Source organism: Cupriavidus sp. 2SB, from assembly GCF_005503625.1.
GTDB lineage: Bacteria > Pseudomonadota > Gammaproteobacteria > Burkholderiales > Burkholderiaceae > Cupriavidus.
Window position 1 is genome coordinate 51332 of sequence record NZ_SCMX01000007.1, and the last position, 14287, is coordinate 65618.

Annotated in this window: 15 protein-coding genes; 11 read left to right on the forward strand and 4 right to left on the reverse strand. The window is 58.7% G+C overall.

Annotation, left to right across the window (positions count from 1 at the left end; translation table 11 throughout):
- Positions 1-81 precede the first annotated feature (81 nt).
- Positions 82-720 carry a helix-turn-helix domain-containing protein gene (locus FFS21_RS05045; protein WP_212745214.1) on the forward strand — a complete coding sequence of 213 codons (639 nt, stop codon included), beginning with the start codon at positions 82-84 and terminating at the stop codon, positions 718-720.
- Between the two features lie 499 nt (positions 721-1219).
- Here the strand turns inward: FFS21_RS05045 and FFS21_RS05050 are convergent, their stop codons facing one another.
- The 3 genes from FFS21_RS05050 to FFS21_RS05060 form a co-directional block, all read right to left on the reverse strand.
- Positions 1220-2218 (reverse strand): hypothetical protein, encoded by a 999-nt coding sequence (locus FFS21_RS05050; protein WP_212745215.1) that lies wholly within the window; start codon positions 2216-2218, stop codon positions 1220-1222.
- Positions 2219-2380: 162 nt separating this feature from the next.
- On the reverse strand, positions 2381-2710 hold the full coding sequence (locus FFS21_RS05055; RefSeq protein WP_137923836.1) for a hypothetical protein: 330 nt from the start codon (positions 2708-2710) through the stop codon (positions 2381-2383).
- 68 nt (positions 2711-2778) lie between these two features.
- Positions 2779-3558 (reverse strand): hypothetical protein, encoded by a 780-nt coding sequence (locus FFS21_RS05060; protein WP_137923837.1) that lies wholly within the window; start codon positions 3556-3558, stop codon positions 2779-2781.
- 158 nt (positions 3559-3716) lie between these two features.
- Between FFS21_RS05060 and FFS21_RS32400 the strand changes: the two genes are divergently transcribed.
- Positions 3717-4586, forward strand: coding sequence for a hypothetical protein (locus FFS21_RS32400; RefSeq protein WP_225934816.1), 870 nt, complete (start codon positions 3717-3719; stop codon positions 4584-4586).
- Positions 4587-4630: 44 nt separating this feature from the next.
- Here the strand turns inward: FFS21_RS32400 and FFS21_RS05070 are convergent, their stop codons facing one another.
- Positions 4631-5158 carry a site-2 protease family protein gene (locus tag FFS21_RS05070; protein WP_137923838.1) on the reverse strand — a complete coding sequence of 176 codons (528 nt, stop codon included), beginning with the start codon at positions 5156-5158 and terminating at the stop codon, positions 4631-4633.
- 603 nt (positions 5159-5761) lie between these two features.
- On the opposite strand from FFS21_RS05070, the gene FFS21_RS05080 reads away from it, so the two are divergent.
- The 9 genes from FFS21_RS05080 (at position 5762) to FFS21_RS05120 (ending at position 14121) form a co-directional block, all read left to right on the forward strand.
- Entirely contained in the window at positions 5762-6970 is a 1209-nt protein-coding gene (locus FFS21_RS05080; protein WP_212745216.1) for a hypothetical protein, read from the forward strand.
- Positions 6971-7108: 138 nt separating this feature from the next.
- Complete coding sequence (locus tag FFS21_RS05085) at positions 7109-8107, forward strand: hypothetical protein (RefSeq protein WP_137923840.1); 999 nt, start codon at positions 7109-7111, stop codon at positions 8105-8107.
- A 113-nt stretch (positions 8108-8220) separates the two neighbouring features.
- The gene (locus FFS21_RS05090) at positions 8221-8433 is read left to right on the forward strand and encodes a hypothetical protein (protein WP_137923841.1); all 213 of its coding nucleotides are present in this window, start codon (positions 8221-8223) and stop codon (positions 8431-8433) included.
- A gap of 445 nt (positions 8434-8878) precedes the next feature.
- Positions 8879-9628 carry an N-6 DNA methylase gene (locus FFS21_RS05095; RefSeq protein WP_225934817.1) on the forward strand — a complete coding sequence of 250 codons (750 nt, stop codon included), beginning with the start codon at positions 8879-8881 and terminating at the stop codon, positions 9626-9628.
- Between the two features lie 418 nt (positions 9629-10046).
- Entirely contained in the window at positions 10047-11132 is a 1086-nt protein-coding gene (locus FFS21_RS05100) for a hypothetical protein (RefSeq protein ID WP_225934818.1), read from the forward strand.
- Positions 11133-11282: 150 nt separating this feature from the next.
- Positions 11283-11759, forward strand: coding sequence for a hypothetical protein (locus FFS21_RS05105; RefSeq protein ID WP_225934819.1), 477 nt, complete (start codon positions 11283-11285; stop codon positions 11757-11759).
- Positions 11760-11915: 156 nt separating this feature from the next.
- Positions 11916-12281 (forward strand): hypothetical protein, encoded by a 366-nt coding sequence (locus tag FFS21_RS05110; RefSeq protein ID WP_017510866.1) that lies wholly within the window; start codon positions 11916-11918, stop codon positions 12279-12281.
- Positions 12282-12598: 317 nt separating this feature from the next.
- Positions 12599-13252, forward strand: a complete 654-nt coding sequence (locus FFS21_RS05115; protein WP_137923843.1) for a hypothetical protein — start codon at positions 12599-12601, stop codon at positions 13250-13252.
- Positions 13253-13290: 38 nt separating this feature from the next.
- Positions 13291-14121, forward strand: coding sequence for a hypothetical protein (locus FFS21_RS05120; RefSeq protein ID WP_137923844.1), 831 nt, complete (start codon positions 13291-13293; stop codon positions 14119-14121).
- The last annotated feature ends 166 nt before the right edge of the window (positions 14122-14287 follow it).

The following is a 14287-nucleotide window of genomic DNA, read 5'->3' on the forward strand; positions in this document are numbered from 1 at the left end:
GATCCAGGCAGCGTGTCGCTGCAACCGCCCGCAACTACGCACCGAGCTGCAACGGGAGCCCGTAGGCTGGCCGAACCAGCTATGCAAGGAATTTCCCGAGATGAACGTCCGGCCAACCCAGCAGATGCCGGCTGGCGTGTGCGTCTGTTCAAAAGCGGGAAGTATGTCGCCAATCGCCACTTCAGAGACGCCGCCTATCATGGCAAGGAGGGATCGCTGTACGCCGCACAACGGTTTCGGGACGACATGGCCGCAGAGTACGGCGTCCGTCGTCGCGATCGCGAGGTTACTGCTCTGGCGGCCTTCCGCGTTTCCGCAGGCATATCGCAATCGACGCTCGCAAGTTGGCTGCATGTATCGACGCCGCTGGTGACGCGCTGGGAACATGAGGGCGCACCGGAGCCTGTTCTGCTACTGGCAACCGCGTTGTTCGAGGGTATCGTGAGGCCGCAGAATACGCTGCCATCGCCCGACCTGGCCGCCTTGCGGCAGAAGCTCGGCCTGCGGCAAGAGGATATGGCGAAGAAGTTCGGCCGGCGCTTGGCGGCATATGGCGAATGGGAGCGAGGAAAGCGGCAAATGCCAGGATGGGTGGCGGTCTACGTAGAAGCTGTGCTACGTGGCTGGGATGAAAAGGGTGGTGCTATGCTTGCGAGCGCAGACCAGCCAACGCAAATTGCATCCCCGACCAGTGAATCCACAAGCAGTCAACTCAACTAGCGAGTGGGAAGAGACGCCTGCATTGTCCGCGTCTCTGCCGATCCAATTCTCCGACGGCGCCGTACTTCCCGAGATCCGTATCTCGTGCGAGGGGTGCGGGAAGCCGCTGGTCACTAGGCTGCAGAGAGGCCGCGTGGTCAACCTTCTCCCGGACGTCTATCGCCTGACGGGGCTTGCGGCGTGCTTTCACTGCGAAGGCTTGACTCGATTCGACTATCGAGTCCGCAGCGAGGGTGCTCGCATGTCAATGGAACATCGCAGAGATGGGGCATGGCGGTCAACTTGCATTTCCAGGCCCAGTTTCTGGGGACGTATCTTTGGCTTACTGCGGCGGTAGCAGGTCACCAGTGTGCGGGTCATCTCTCTACCGAATCGAAGGTTTCATCTTCTACCTGGCCGACGGTTCTTGAACACGACGCCCCGCGCACAGCGCGGGGTTCTTTTTTTCCTGCGGGACAAAAGAAAGAGGCCCGCAGAAAGAACTGCGGGCCATGGTTGATTAAGCTGCAACGGGTTCCTGCTTCCCAGCAGTTTTCGTCGTGGGCGTCTCGCCATTGTCGCTGGATGCGCCGGCGGCGGCGGTGCTGAGGAGGGACTCCTCGTCCTCGGCCTTCTTCAGTGCTTCGAAGATGGCGTCGATTCTTGCCTTGGTGTCCGGTGCAAGTTTGTCGAAAGCGGGATCAGCTTTGATGTCGTGGATGGCCACTCGCATTTCGGGCGCCGCCTTTGTGACTGCTTTCTTGAGGAGGGCGCCAGGCGCGTGCTTCGCGGATACCTTCGTGCTGCCCGTTACCTTGGCGCGATCGATTGCTTGCTGAATGACTTCAGTCGCCTTGTCAGCATGCTGCTTCAGCATATCGATCGCGAAGTTCGCGGTGATGACTTCCTCCCGCACCCAGTTGGTAATGGCGACTGGGCCCTCAATCATCAGCAGCAGATCTTCCACATACCCAACCGACTCGAGCTCGAGCTCCTCCGCGATCGACTTCGCATCCGGAAGATACATCGACAACATCTTGCTCAGTTTCGCGAGCTCGTAAGTTGAGATCTTGTCGCCGTTGTTCGAGAGGTGCAAGTCTGCCAGTCTTTCTACCTCAGTGAGGTTCCTTTGTGTGGCGACTGCATAAACCTTATCGAAGGTAGCCCCTGCGTTGATGGCGCGTTTCGCTGCCTCAAGGCGGCGGTGACCGCGCTTCAGGATGACTACATCTTTGCCGTCCCGTTTGGCCACGATCACGGACAGCGGACTGTCACGCATGTAGCCAATCTGCGGCTTCATCATCGACCGCTGAATGCTCGCGACTTTGTCCCAGTACGCCTTGTTTTTCTCGCGAACGTTATACCGCTCGTCCACGATGATCTCGAAGGGGTCGATGGTCCACAAATCTCCGGAACTGGCCCCGGCAGCCTCCATGCCTTTCTTCAGGTTTCCCTTTACGATTGCCGGAATAAGATCAAGTTGAAGGTTGTTTCGTGCGGTGTAGCTGGTCTGGCTCATGATTTCGATCTCCATAGAGGTTGGTCTTGCAACCTCGTGATGCTGGACAGCGACGAGTAAGTTCGTGTGCGAGGCCTTTGTTGCTGTCAGCCGCGGCAGGCTGGAGAAGGCGCGGGCACCAAATGAAACGCCGCCCCACGAAAGTAGGGCGGCGCGTGTCGGTTAAGGCAATGTCTCTCCGGCGATGCGGGCACGCTGCACACCGGCATGGGAGACAACGTCCATCAGCCACTTGGGTTCATGGAAGCACTCTGCGAGCTTGCCCTGGGTCAACCGCATGACAGTGCCGACATCGGTAACAGCGACCGCAAAAGTCTTCTCAGCGCGCGTCTCGAACCCGGCAACCACCGCGTTCCCCATCCTGCGGCCGTCGTGCGTGCAGAGTTGGGCTCCGCGTTGCATGTAGCCTTCAGCCAATCCGATTGCCCAATGCGGGCGGAGGGCCAATTCGGTGAGCTCCTCGAGGTTATCGAGCGTCATTTCTTCGTTCATGGGATTCGTCCTTGTAAGGTTGTCTCGGCACCCTGAAATGAGTCACAGGCAACGCGAGTTCGATCGATTCAGGGATTACGCCATGACCAGGACTGCTGCTCTTTGTCCAGTCGAGTTGTGTCCCAGTGCAGATCGCGGCTGGTCGGTCGAACATTGATGGCCGCCGCCAGGGCGACGGTGTCCAAGAGTTCGGCATCGGAAGTCCGAGGGGAACCGGGCGCAGTCGCGATTGAGATCTGTCCGGCGACCCGAATGAACCGTCCGCCTGGCCCGGAGGGCTCTTCGTCTATGGTGAGGTGCGACACCTGGCCATCGAAAATGGCCAGCCCACGCCGCATGGCGTCCTGGGCGAGGGGATTCGTCTGCACAAAGAAGCGACCGAGCAAGTCCGCCGCCCCGACGCATGTGCCCACGATAGGGACATATTTGGCAAAGCATGCCTCTCGAACATGCCAGTCGCGAAGAGTTGGTGCCTCTCCGGTCTTCGACGACCAGATGAGATGGCAACTGCGCAGGAGGGTTGGCGGCAGGCCTTGGTCCCGTTCTGGGTAGTGCCAATGTCCGTCTGACGGCGACTTGGCTCGCGGCACCTCCCTGTCCACGCGGAACGCCAAGAGCTCGAGCGAGGAGGTGCTGGAGATGTCGTAGATACGGCAAAGTCGTTGGCCTTCATCGCGAACATCCTCCAGCACAGTCTCATTTGGCCATTGGAACTTCGGACCATCCAGCAGCAGCTTGCCACCATGCCAGTAGGAGAAGCTGACTTCCAGGTCGTGGAACCAGCCGAGCTCTAGGGCGCGCTCCTGTACCTGGATGATTGACTGGGTCCGCAAAGGAGTGTTCGACATTTCTGATCCTGGTCGTTTGCCGATTCCTTACGGCAACTTTTCGAAACATAACAGGTAGGTATAATACACATGCGTCGATCAGGATGCACTTGTCTCGGCGAAACAACAGCGAGCGTGAAGCTCGTGCCGGCCACGAAACCTACGGAAGGAAACGCGAAATGGAGATTGAAAAGGGAACGTTCGAGGACATCGTGAGGAAGATGATGGCTAATCTCGATGGACAGCATCAGCCAGAGCTCGCCGGGACGAGCGGGACCACGCGGCCCGCCTACGGCCAATTCACCGATTCGATGGCAGCGTCGGCTCTTGCAGCGGCGCTGTCGGAGCATGGTTTTACCATCAACGAGGGCTCACCTGAGGATGGCCAGGTGCTCGGGGCTGAGGACTTCAAGGACATCGAAGAAGACCTGCGACGCGAGGAAGCGAGGATCTATCGGATCACGCACACGTATGACATCGGAAACCAAGACGTCTATGTTGAGCACCCGACGGGTGACGTCGACGGTAAGCGGGTGGCGCTGTACTGCTGGTTCAAGGCGTCAGAGTGGTTCGGGAGCGCGGCAATTGTGTCAAACCTTGGCATCGCCGCCGCCATGGTAAGCCTGTACGGCTTCAGACACTGTGCGACCCGTCATTTCTGCACAACGGTCGATCTATACGCAGACGCTGAAGGGTACCCCGACTACCAGTCTCTGATGGCGGACGCGTCTCTGCATCGTGAGGGTTTGCGCCATGCCTTGGCTCCGCATCTTGATGGCGATCGCCCCGAGTGCACGATTGAGAATGCCGGCGTGCTCGATTCCGCCCAGTATCGGGAGATGCCCGATGAAATGCTGACCGCTCAGGACTTAGTGCAACAAGGAGCGGTTCACGCTGTCAGTTTTCTCCTGCAGCACGGTTGCGACAAAGCGACCGCAAATCAGATGCTGGAGTCACTGCGGGCCAACGCGGGGCACATCCGCGAGGAAGCTGCCCGAAGAGGAAAGGGCCTCTTCAAGCAGGACCAGGTGGCTTCATTGGAGAACTAAGAATCGTTGCCCGCGCTGGAATCTGGGCACAATGACTGGTGCGACTACACCAGCAGGGCTACTAGCGCGATCGCCAAAAAGCCGGCGCACAAGAGGTACTGCCGGCTTTTTGGGCTGATTTTGATCCCGCGTCGTACGATGAAATGCTCAATGATGGTCCATCCGTCCAGGGGCGGCAGCGGGATCAGGTTTGTAGCTAGGAGAACGAAAGAACCCTTGGCGCAGAGCCCCACCAGCCATAGCGGGTATATGGCGTCGACAAGAAAGAACGCGATACCGGTTACCAGGGACATCGCCGGGCCAGCCGCAGCGACGATCGCGCGCTTGTCGGAGGACGACTGCTCATAGTGTTTGCTCGCCACAAAGGCCCACAGGGGTACAAGGCCGAACTCGATCGGAACCTTCTTGATGGTGATTGTGAACAGCTTCACGCCACCAATTACAACTTTGTCGGGGCGAATGCCGACCCTCTTCATGGCCAGGAGATGGCCGTACTCGTGGATACCCAGCAGCACGACCAGCAAGTGCCACATGATGTACGCGGCGAGGAAGAGTAGGAACGCGGTCTGCATGAGTCAATAGGTAGTTGGTGGCCCGGTGGGCCCGAGCGTTGGACCCGATTATATCCGACTGATACCCGTTTCGTATCTATACGTGTTAATCGTTGAGTGTGCGACATAACGGTAGAGCCAAGCCAACGCATCGTGCGAAGGCGTGCTTTTTCTCAAAGGCGCCACTGCCGGTGCCGAGCCCCTTGGAGATGACCCCATGATCCTATCTGCATACACCGTTGATACCACCACCGTCGGCTTCACACCATGCTGGTGGCCGGCCACTTCTTTGGGAGCAGCAACGGCTGCGGCGAAATCGCTCTCTGAACGGTTGGGTGAGGATGAAAGGTACCCGAATCCCTTCTGGGTCGTCGACGCTGACAACGCCCCCGTGTGCAAGTTCTACCGTGGTAAGAAGTACGCACCAAGCGAATCTGTTTAACCCATCGTCCGTCGGCATCAGAGATGCCGACGGTTTTTTGCATTCTTGGGACCGGGCGTTGCCTGGCTCCAACGCTCACTGGGTTCCGAACGCGAGCCGTCAGGCCGAAGAACTCATAGCGGTTGAATGTCAGGCCGCATACAATTAGTATCCGATAAACACATAACGGGTATGCATACGCAATGACGTACAAAATGAACGCTATCCGGATGCTGGCCGGCGCCGGCGCCGCGATACTCCTGCTTGCTTCAGGTACAGCGGGCGCGGACCCTCACTCGGATGGGTTGGCCTTCGGCAAGGGGCAACTGGGCGGGTTGAACGAGAAGGTGAATCCGCAGAATGCAAAGGACCTGCCGTTCTACAACAACAATCCCCCGCAGGCAGGTGGGTTTGGCGGGCCGTCACTGTTCAGCCTGGGGGTAGGGCGGATCACCACCTGCAAAACGGCTGAACACGGCCCGGACTCGGTCGCCAATCAGGAATGCGACGCGGTGAACTTCCTGGCGAAGAATCCCCAGGATCGGGTCAAGATCCCGGTGAATCCGAATGACCCGATCATCAAGGGTATCGGGGATACGATCAACAATGCCAAGCCAGGCAATGTCACGGACAGTGGTTGCGTCCCGAAGACCACCACCACGCCGGCGCAGCACGAGACGGAAGTCTGCAACGAGTACCTCGTGACCGAGGACAAGCAATGCACGATGGGTCAGGTGGTCGAAGTCGATGCGAAGTCCAACTACCAGTGCAACATTACGAAGAACTCGACATACCTGACCACCTGCGACAAGGTCCTGATAGTTCAATGCGGCGCGGGTTATTGCGACACCGGTGGCATTTTGCCGTTGACGGTTTCGGCGACGACAGGTAATGCGAACATCCGTTACGAGGCGCCTTACTTGTGGATCACCCACAACTATCAGACGCAGTATTGGGTAGAGTCCTCCACGTTCGCCTTCAACATTCGAAATGTTAGCGAGGTTAAAACCTTTCTCTGGGAGTACACCTACGTCGACAATTGGATCTGGATTGCGATCAACGGGCAGAAGGTCGGCGTCCGAGCGAACAACGGAACACCCCCACAAGCTCAGTATGCCGATAAGTTTGAACTTGGCTACTATGTAAACGACGACACCAACATGAAATATCCCGACGGGACTATCGATCTTGGGGCGGGTGGAGTATATGGCGTTGAGCGAGCAAACAACTTTGAGATTGCGGAGAACGTTGATTTGAAGCCATATCTCCGAAACGGCACCAATGTGATTGAGTTCAAGTTGGCCAACGGCGCAGGACCAGGCAACGGCAATATTCGTATTAATGCACAGCAATATTGTCCGTGCACGGAGTATTGGGAAAATCAATGTACTTTGCTTGAGCAAAAATCATAATAAAATCTGTGATATTTTTCGGCGCGGCATTTAGGTTGGTACCTCACGCATTAAGGTCGATATGATGTGGGGCAAGGCGCATTGGCCACTCACCGCTTTTTAACTTCCTATCTTCGTCGCTGTCAATCGGAGAACTCTATGCAGGAAACACAAGCTCTGTCGGGCGTTGAAGAAGCATTTGCGGGTATCCCAGAACTCGTTTTGCTTGAGCTGCCAAACGGCGGCGTTACCGGCGTTGTCATGCGCGAGATGCGCTCCTCGTCCCACGTTATGTTCGCGGGCAAGTTCGCTGAGTTGGACGAGGTCGAAAGGGGCATCGAGATTCTGCGCAGGCTCGACCAGAACGAGACGTACGGAACGTGGAGGATGGAATCAAGTATCGACGCCGCCTCGCTCGACGAAGCGATCACATCGAGCTCGGAATCTTCGGCCGGCCAGAAATTCGTGAGTGTGTACCGAGGCAACGAATGGCTGTGGGGGATCTGGAGCAATCCGAGTCATCCAAACAGGCACCTGACGGGACTAACCCTCGAAAGCGTTGCAGATTTCCATGGCACCCGCGTTTCGGCCGCCAAGTGCGCATCACGACGCGGTCTAGATTCTGTGCGTGCAAACCAGACTCTTGCTGGCTCCTACCAGGTGATTGACGCCGCCATCGAACGGCTTCATGGGAGCCGTTTGAGAGCTCGCGACAAGCAAGACTACGAGGCTCACCCCGCTGTCCGGCAGCTCTGCGACTGGTGGAATGGCCGGGCGCCGGAGGGAAATCGGGAGGCGGGCACTGTCCGGCTTTACGTCTGGAGCGACCTGGACCGAATCTTCAATGCTTGTGATCCGGAGGAGCCGGCCGCACAGGCTAGCCAGGTCGATACTTGGACCAGCTACGCGCTATTTGAACAACCTGGCATGCCAACGATCCTTGCCAGCTTCTTCCGCGGTCGCCGCTTCAACAAGGACGACGGCACGGGCGGTACGACGGTCTTCGCCGCCGACGGCAGCGAAGTTATGTCGCTCGGGCTCGAAGTGGCGGAGGTCGACGAGGCATATTACTCGCTGGTCGGGCTTGAGTACTTGGCGCAGCACGAAGCATTCGCCCACTTGAGGATGGCAAACCGGTATTTGCCCCGGGATCGCTGACTGATCCCTGCGCGGTGCTTTTGTCCCTTCCAGAGAAATGTGCCGCATAACTTGAGGGCCAAGCTGATTGGGCAGCCGGCCCGGCGACCAAGGCAAATCAAGGAGAACAAGCTATGGTTGGAACACAGGTACTGCAGCGCAAGCCGATCATCATTCAACGATGGGCGGATGAATCCACCGCAAACAGCATACCCAGGAAGGACGCGGCATTTATCCTTCGCGCGAACCGGAAGCAGCTCGGCAGGGAGCGCGTCGTGCGAACCCGGCTCAACGGGCGTATCGAGATCCGTGGCCATGGGCGCACCATGATCCTGTGCCGTCTCTAGTGGCGGCGCCAGACCTCTCGGTGCAATTGAGATCGAGCGTCTCCCTGAAAACAAGCGTCAAGGCCATCCGACTAATTCGGATGGCTTTTTTTCTATCGGCTGTTGAAGCGAGGAAAGACAGCGCCTGCCAATGGGTGTGGCGCATATCTCCATGTCCGATCAATCCAATGGCTTCCTCAGACAGGAGAACCAACAGAATGAACAACGCACGAAGTGCGCTGCTATCGCTCGCCACGGGATTTCTTCGCGGTTCTTCGGATCGAACTGGACATGCGCAGCGGTATCGCTCCGGCCGCTCTTGAACAGGCAGCTCGCCCCGGGGTAATCGCGGCATAAGCCCATCCCCATTCAACCGTCCGTGCCGTCCCACATCCATCTGGGGCGGCATTCTTATTTGCACCGGTTCGTCATCTCCCAGTCGTCAATGACAACGGGAGATGATCCTATGGCTGGAGTTGTATCTCGACGAGCTTCCAAATCTGTAAAAGCGATCGCGGACGAGCTCGATGACGGCTATCGCCACCGAATGGCAGAAATGCTGAGGTTCATGCTGAGCGAAATCATGGTTATCTGGGGCTTCCCTGCGTGGGACCCGGTTCCAGAAGTTGTTCGCGGCAAGATCACCAACGCGATATCGGCCTACGATACGGCGGTTGCAGAAGAAGAGCCGTTCCTCGATCTCCTCGGCCCGCTCTACCAGGAGCTTTCGAGCCGAGGTGGTAAGCAGCAGCTCGGGCAGTTCTTCACGCCGTGGAACCTTGCAAAGCTGATGGCTCATTTGACCATTCCACCCGGTCCCCAGGAGGACACAAGCGGCAGGCTTATCGCAACCTGTGATCCGACCTGTGGCAGCGGGGTGCTGATGCTCGCTGCAGCGAGTGCGGTCCTCGAGAAAGAAGGCGGTGCGGCTCTGCGGCAGTGGAGCTTCCACGGGTGCGACGTCGACCCGATCTGCGCGCGGATGATGGCCATTCAGTTTCTCGCGAACTGTGCGAGCCATCGCATCGAGGTCGGTGAGGTGATCGTGTTCCGGGGGGATAGTTTGAACCTCCAAGCGAAGAAGGAGCTGATTACGCACGCGAGTGCCCCGGGCCTGGCAGTCATGCCGGCAAATGCACCAGGTCGACAAAAGCTGCTCGCGGACACCGCCCGCGGCGCCGGCGTGACGCCTGTCACCGCGGATTCCATGGAGTAATGCAATGGAGCTGCATCCAACGGTACGAGACGGCCTGACCAACGCAGCGCAAGGTTGGCGGGAACAAGAGGAGCTGTACAGGCAGAAGAGTGCCAATGAAGGTGGCAATCCCGCGGCACTGGCCATGGCCAAGGTCTGCGCGGACGCTGCCACAAGTCTGGAAATGCAAGCACAGGACGGAGTTCCCAGGTGCGCATGCTGTCTGAAGCCGATATGGACGGATCTCGATCTCCGCCCATACTGGAAACGATAGCTGAACTGCAACCCTCACGACCACCTCTAGAGGTGGTCGTTTCTTTTTGGGGTGTTGGCGTGCTTCCGTGTCTTGCTTCTTGCCTTGAACGGTATCCCCAAAGCCGCTGTACACCTTCGTGTGCCGCATCTCAGGCCTGATAGACAACCTCACAGGAGAGAACTCATGGAAACAGTTTCGGAAGTCAGTGTGTGCGGAGTACTGCCGGCCCTGCCGGGCTGGCTGCAGGAACGACTGTCACAGGTCGAACGGCTGGAGGGCCGTGGCAACGCTTTGAGCTTCTCTGAGCCCAAAGCGGTTTGGCACCAGTTGAGTATGGACGGCGTGGCCCTGCTGGAAGGGGGCGCAGTAATCAGAGCAGTCGTGCTGGGTGCCGATCCCGCCAGTTTTGAGGGTGTGGCCATCGTGTTCATTGAAGGCGGCGCGGTGGATCGGATCGTCGTGCGGGGGAACTCCGTCCAGGGCGTGCACTTTGAGGAGGCTGCCTATGTGGCGTTGGCCGAGTACCAAAAGTACTTGCCGAAGGCCCGCGCAGTCCCGATCATCAGCACGCTGTCCCAGCCTCGTGCTTCGACGCCGACGGCCGTCGCTGCATCGCCTGCCTATGTGGCGGAACTGGCGCCCCTGGCGCTGGGCGACTCAGCAGTTGACGCGAGCATCCGTGCGGCCATGTCAGCCGGCGTTGTCCTGAACTCAGTCGATGCTGACGAGATCAGGACGGCAATGGCCAAGTGCGATGATCTGACCAGGCGAGCGACGCGGCTGTTGCGCCTAGCGTCGGACCCCATGAGGAAGGGAAACGCGTTCCCCATGGGGGTCGGGTTCACGAAAATGACGAAGCGGGTATCCCAGCGTATCGACGCCTCTGTCCGACGTGCCGGCGAAGCGAGCGAGTTGCTTCGTCGAGCTGACAGCGCCCGCCGCTACGCGGAAGGCCTGCTGGCCGGGGAGAACACCTTTGCCGCTCGGCAGCGAGCGACCGCGGCGCAGGAAGAACTGCAGCGTCGGGTCGTTGGCGAACTTCTTCGGTGGGCCAAAGGGCGATCCATACTGAAGTTGGGCGTATTGCGCGTAAACCGCGATGGGGCGGGGTATCCCGTATCCTTTACGGTTTCTGGTGGCAATGTCTCGGCCGGCTTTGGCGACAAAGTTGATGTCGTTCGCGCGTTCTTTCGCGGTAACAAGGAGGCGTTTTGCACTCTGGTTGACCAGTTGCGCGGGTCTGAGTTGGCTGGCGTAGGTCAGACCTAACTACCTGATGGCCACCGTATCCTCTCGATACGGTGGCTTCTTTCTTCAAGGTTCGTGCTTTGCGTGCCGTGAACTTGACCAAAGATACAAGTGACATTTGATCACGGCTGATTGCCATTACCTTGTACCAAGACAACGTGGAGCACCATCGTGAGGAAGATTCTGATTCTGGCAGTTCAGCTTGCAGGAGTACTTCTGTGCGGCCAGGCATTCGGAGCGTCGATCGACGAAACCGTAGGCATGGTTGCGCAGACTCGCCAGACGACGGTCGCGACCATCAACGGACGCGACGCCGAGATCATCTATGTCGGTCGGTTCGGGGACTGTGACTCCGTGGCGGTGCGCTCGGGAAAGCACTATCAGCATTTTCGGGTGTGCAGCGGTAGAGTCCAGGCCCGTAATACCGTGGCGCCAAGTTGGGCCGACGATCAGGGCAGCCAGCGAGTTTTGGCTGCAGTGGTTCGGAACGCGATCTTCTACGGCCAGTCTGCGCAAGTGGACGAGAACGGTTACCTCATTACCGCAAGGACGCTAGGGGCGGTAGAGGCCTCCTGCAAAAACGTTGAGGTCGTCATCAGTTATGATGGAGACCTGGTCGACAGAGGCCTCAAGCGGATCTGCGGCTGATATCCGCTAATTCCAAACCTGGAGTGCCCCTCACCACAACGGTTGAGGGGCATTTTCTTTTTTCCCTCCTCTAGAACCCCTTGAGGGCCAGTCAATCTACGCACTCATGTCGAGCATCTCCTCCCTGCAAGAACAACCCTTACAGGAGCAGGCGTTATGGCACAAAAAATTGTACGTTGGCGTTCCAACTATCGCGGCGAGGCCCGGTTCGACGTCGTTGCTGGACCTCTGGCCGGCGAGACGGTAGCGGTGCGGTTCCTGAAACCGGACTACTACGAAAAGGACTTCCGTGACAACGCTGGCGGCGTCTTCCTGCCGGACTGGGGGGTCTACACTCGAGAAGTGATGTCATCCGTTGGTATTGTCCGCAGCACGCTGCATCCCGCGGGTTTGCCGACTGACATCGTGGAAGCCGTGAACGCCGATTTCGACGATCTCCGGGCGTCTTCCGATCCCGGGATCTTCTTCGGCTCCTTCTTGAACGGTCGCTACGACCCGCAGGTTGGCTGGGTCGCTCACTGATCCCGCTTTCGTTACCCCATCGACCCACCAGGTGACTGCTGTCAACTGGTGGGGTTTTTCATTTGGCCGGCCACAGTGCGGCCGGGATCTTACTGCTCCTGTTCCACATCGCCGGAAACTATCCAGCCCGTCCATGCCCATCGCGTTCCGACTCAGGAACCGGTGGGCATTTTTTTATCTGTCGCGCACGACGCCCGCGAGCGCCTCGGCGCCGGGCGGTGGTGGTCAACAATCAACGCGGGGGGCGGTGTTCAAGACTTAGTCGCGCCTGTTCCTCATCACTCCGGGCAAGTCCAACTTCCACCCGGAGATCCCAAATGCAAGACCAGTTCTATGTTCTTTACTCGCCCACCGAAGCCGCGGCTCTGACCGATGCTACACCTGGTGAGCACGGGGCCGGCTTCTGGTCGGCAGAGGATGGCTGGTCGAGCTTTGACAAGGCGACCCGTTACGCTGCCGGCCTGCGCGAGATTCTTCCGTTCCCGAAGAGCCTTGGCGACGATGCAGGCTGGGTGCTCGTCGACAGCATCCTGTTCCTGGCGCTGGCGAAGCGCTACTCGGAAGATCCGCAGCTTTCCGAGCAGCTTGATCGCCTTGCCGATCGTTATGCCGACGAGGTTATCGGCGGTCACCCGGAGCGTTTCAACTCCGTGGAGATCCAAGGCGTACGCAATGAGCACTCTCCGCGAGATGCCGGCGGCGGCATCGTCGAGCTCGACAACGTCGATCCCCAGTTCTATTCCGTCTATCTGCACTACAAGCCGGAAGAAGAATGTGGGAGCGATTGCGTCGGCGACTTCGCCACGTACGAAGGCGCGGTTCAGTATGCCAACGAACTCGCCGAAGAGAATGGATGGGCAATCCTTGATCTCGTCACCGAGGACGGCAGGACGCCGCGGTGGGAGCCAAGCCATTCCGTCCCGCGCGTGCTTCCTGTGCGCGGTCGTCATGACCTCTCCGTTCAAATCTAACCAACACACTCTTCCCAATCCTACATAGGAGCTTCATCATGGCAAACACCTACAGCACTTCCACGGGCGTACTGATCCTCGACAAAGTCACGCCGATGATCATGGCACTCTTTGGCGCTTTCGCACTGGACCCGACCACACCGGGGAATGGTGAGGTCTACATAGCCTCGACTCCCGAGGATGAACCGCACTGGGGGAAAGTCAACGATCGGGTGGCGGCGCTGAGGTCAGATCTGGGAGTCGAACTCCCGGATGACACCAGCGAGGGCATCGCAATGGAGTTGTTCGCGCTGGCGGAGCACTTCGGCATCAACGACCCGGGGCTCTTCCAGCTTCTCGACCACCATGAGTTCACGGAGGACGAAGATGCTGATCTGCAGGTTCTTTTCGATCTTGCGCAGTGGTTCGACGACGGCCACGGCCTGAAGGCGATCAAGTTCGAGGGGAGCTGGCGGTGCGACAAGCCACAGTTGTTCGAGTTCGGTGGCGCCGGCGACTTCATCGGTCGGCACATCTCGGTAAGGTCCAGCTCGGCCACGGCGATCGTGCTTGGCGCGGAACTGGATGCAGCGATCGAGATCGGCAACCTGGACGGCGTAGCTACCCGCTTCGTCACCCAGATCAACGGCATCCTCGCTGGCCTCACGGACGGGGCGATCGCAGATCGCGTGCGCGTAAAGCTCGGTCGCTCCCTGGTCGACGCGTACGGAAAGCTCGAGGAGGGCTCCCCAGCCTGGCTCCGAGCGACCTTCGACACTGAACACCCAGATCATCCCAGGTCGGCGTGGCGATCAGAGGTAGCAAACGATGACACCCTGCTCGGATATTGGGAATGGGTGTTCCACAGCATCGAAGGCGCAGCAGTCTGAGTCCGGGGCGAGCAGCCTGGAACCGCGGCTGAGGCACCCACCCGCAACATAACCACGTGCTGGCTACCGGCACACACGGCCGCTCACTATGTGAGCGGCTTTTTCTTTGCGCGTTCCTGATCTGCATTCCCTTCTGCAAGGGTTTCCGACTTAACCGCCAAATGCC

What these genes read in the sequence shown, in the direction of transcription:
- FFS21_RS05045 (WP_212745214.1), top strand. Translation starts at nt 82, where the DNA reads ATGCAAGGAATTTCCCGAGATGAACGTCCGGCCAACCCAGCAGATGCC.
- FFS21_RS05050 (WP_212745215.1), bottom strand. Translation starts at nt 2,218, where the DNA reads ATGAGCCAGACCAGCTACACCGCACGAAACAACCTTCAACTTGATCTT.
- FFS21_RS05055 (WP_137923836.1), bottom strand. Translation starts at nt 2,710, where the DNA reads ATGAACGAAGAAATGACGCTCGATAACCTCGAGGAGCTCACCGAATTG.
- FFS21_RS05060 (WP_137923837.1), bottom strand. Translation starts at nt 3,558, where the DNA reads ATGTCGAACACTCCTTTGCGGACCCAGTCAATCATCCAGGTACAGGAG.
- FFS21_RS32400 (WP_225934816.1), top strand. Translation starts at nt 3,717, where the DNA reads ATGGAGATTGAAAAGGGAACGTTCGAGGACATCGTGAGGAAGATGATG.
- FFS21_RS05070 (WP_137923838.1), bottom strand. Translation starts at nt 5,158, where the DNA reads ATGCAGACCGCGTTCCTACTCTTCCTCGCCGCGTACATCATGTGGCAC.
- FFS21_RS05080 (WP_212745216.1), top strand. Translation starts at nt 5,762, where the DNA reads ATGACGTACAAAATGAACGCTATCCGGATGCTGGCCGGCGCCGGCGCC.
- FFS21_RS05085 (WP_137923840.1), top strand. Translation starts at nt 7,109, where the DNA reads ATGCAGGAAACACAAGCTCTGTCGGGCGTTGAAGAAGCATTTGCGGGT.
- FFS21_RS05090 (WP_137923841.1), top strand. Translation starts at nt 8,221, where the DNA reads ATGGTTGGAACACAGGTACTGCAGCGCAAGCCGATCATCATTCAACGA.
- FFS21_RS05095 (WP_225934817.1), top strand. Translation starts at nt 8,879, where the DNA reads ATGGCTGGAGTTGTATCTCGACGAGCTTCCAAATCTGTAAAAGCGATC.
- FFS21_RS05100 (WP_225934818.1), top strand. Translation starts at nt 10,047, where the DNA reads ATGGAAACAGTTTCGGAAGTCAGTGTGTGCGGAGTACTGCCGGCCCTG.
- FFS21_RS05110 (WP_017510866.1), top strand. Translation starts at nt 11,916, where the DNA reads ATGGCACAAAAAATTGTACGTTGGCGTTCCAACTATCGCGGCGAGGCC.
- FFS21_RS05115 (WP_137923843.1), top strand. Translation starts at nt 12,599, where the DNA reads ATGCAAGACCAGTTCTATGTTCTTTACTCGCCCACCGAAGCCGCGGCT.
- FFS21_RS05120 (WP_137923844.1), top strand. Translation starts at nt 13,291, where the DNA reads ATGGCAAACACCTACAGCACTTCCACGGGCGTACTGATCCTCGACAAA.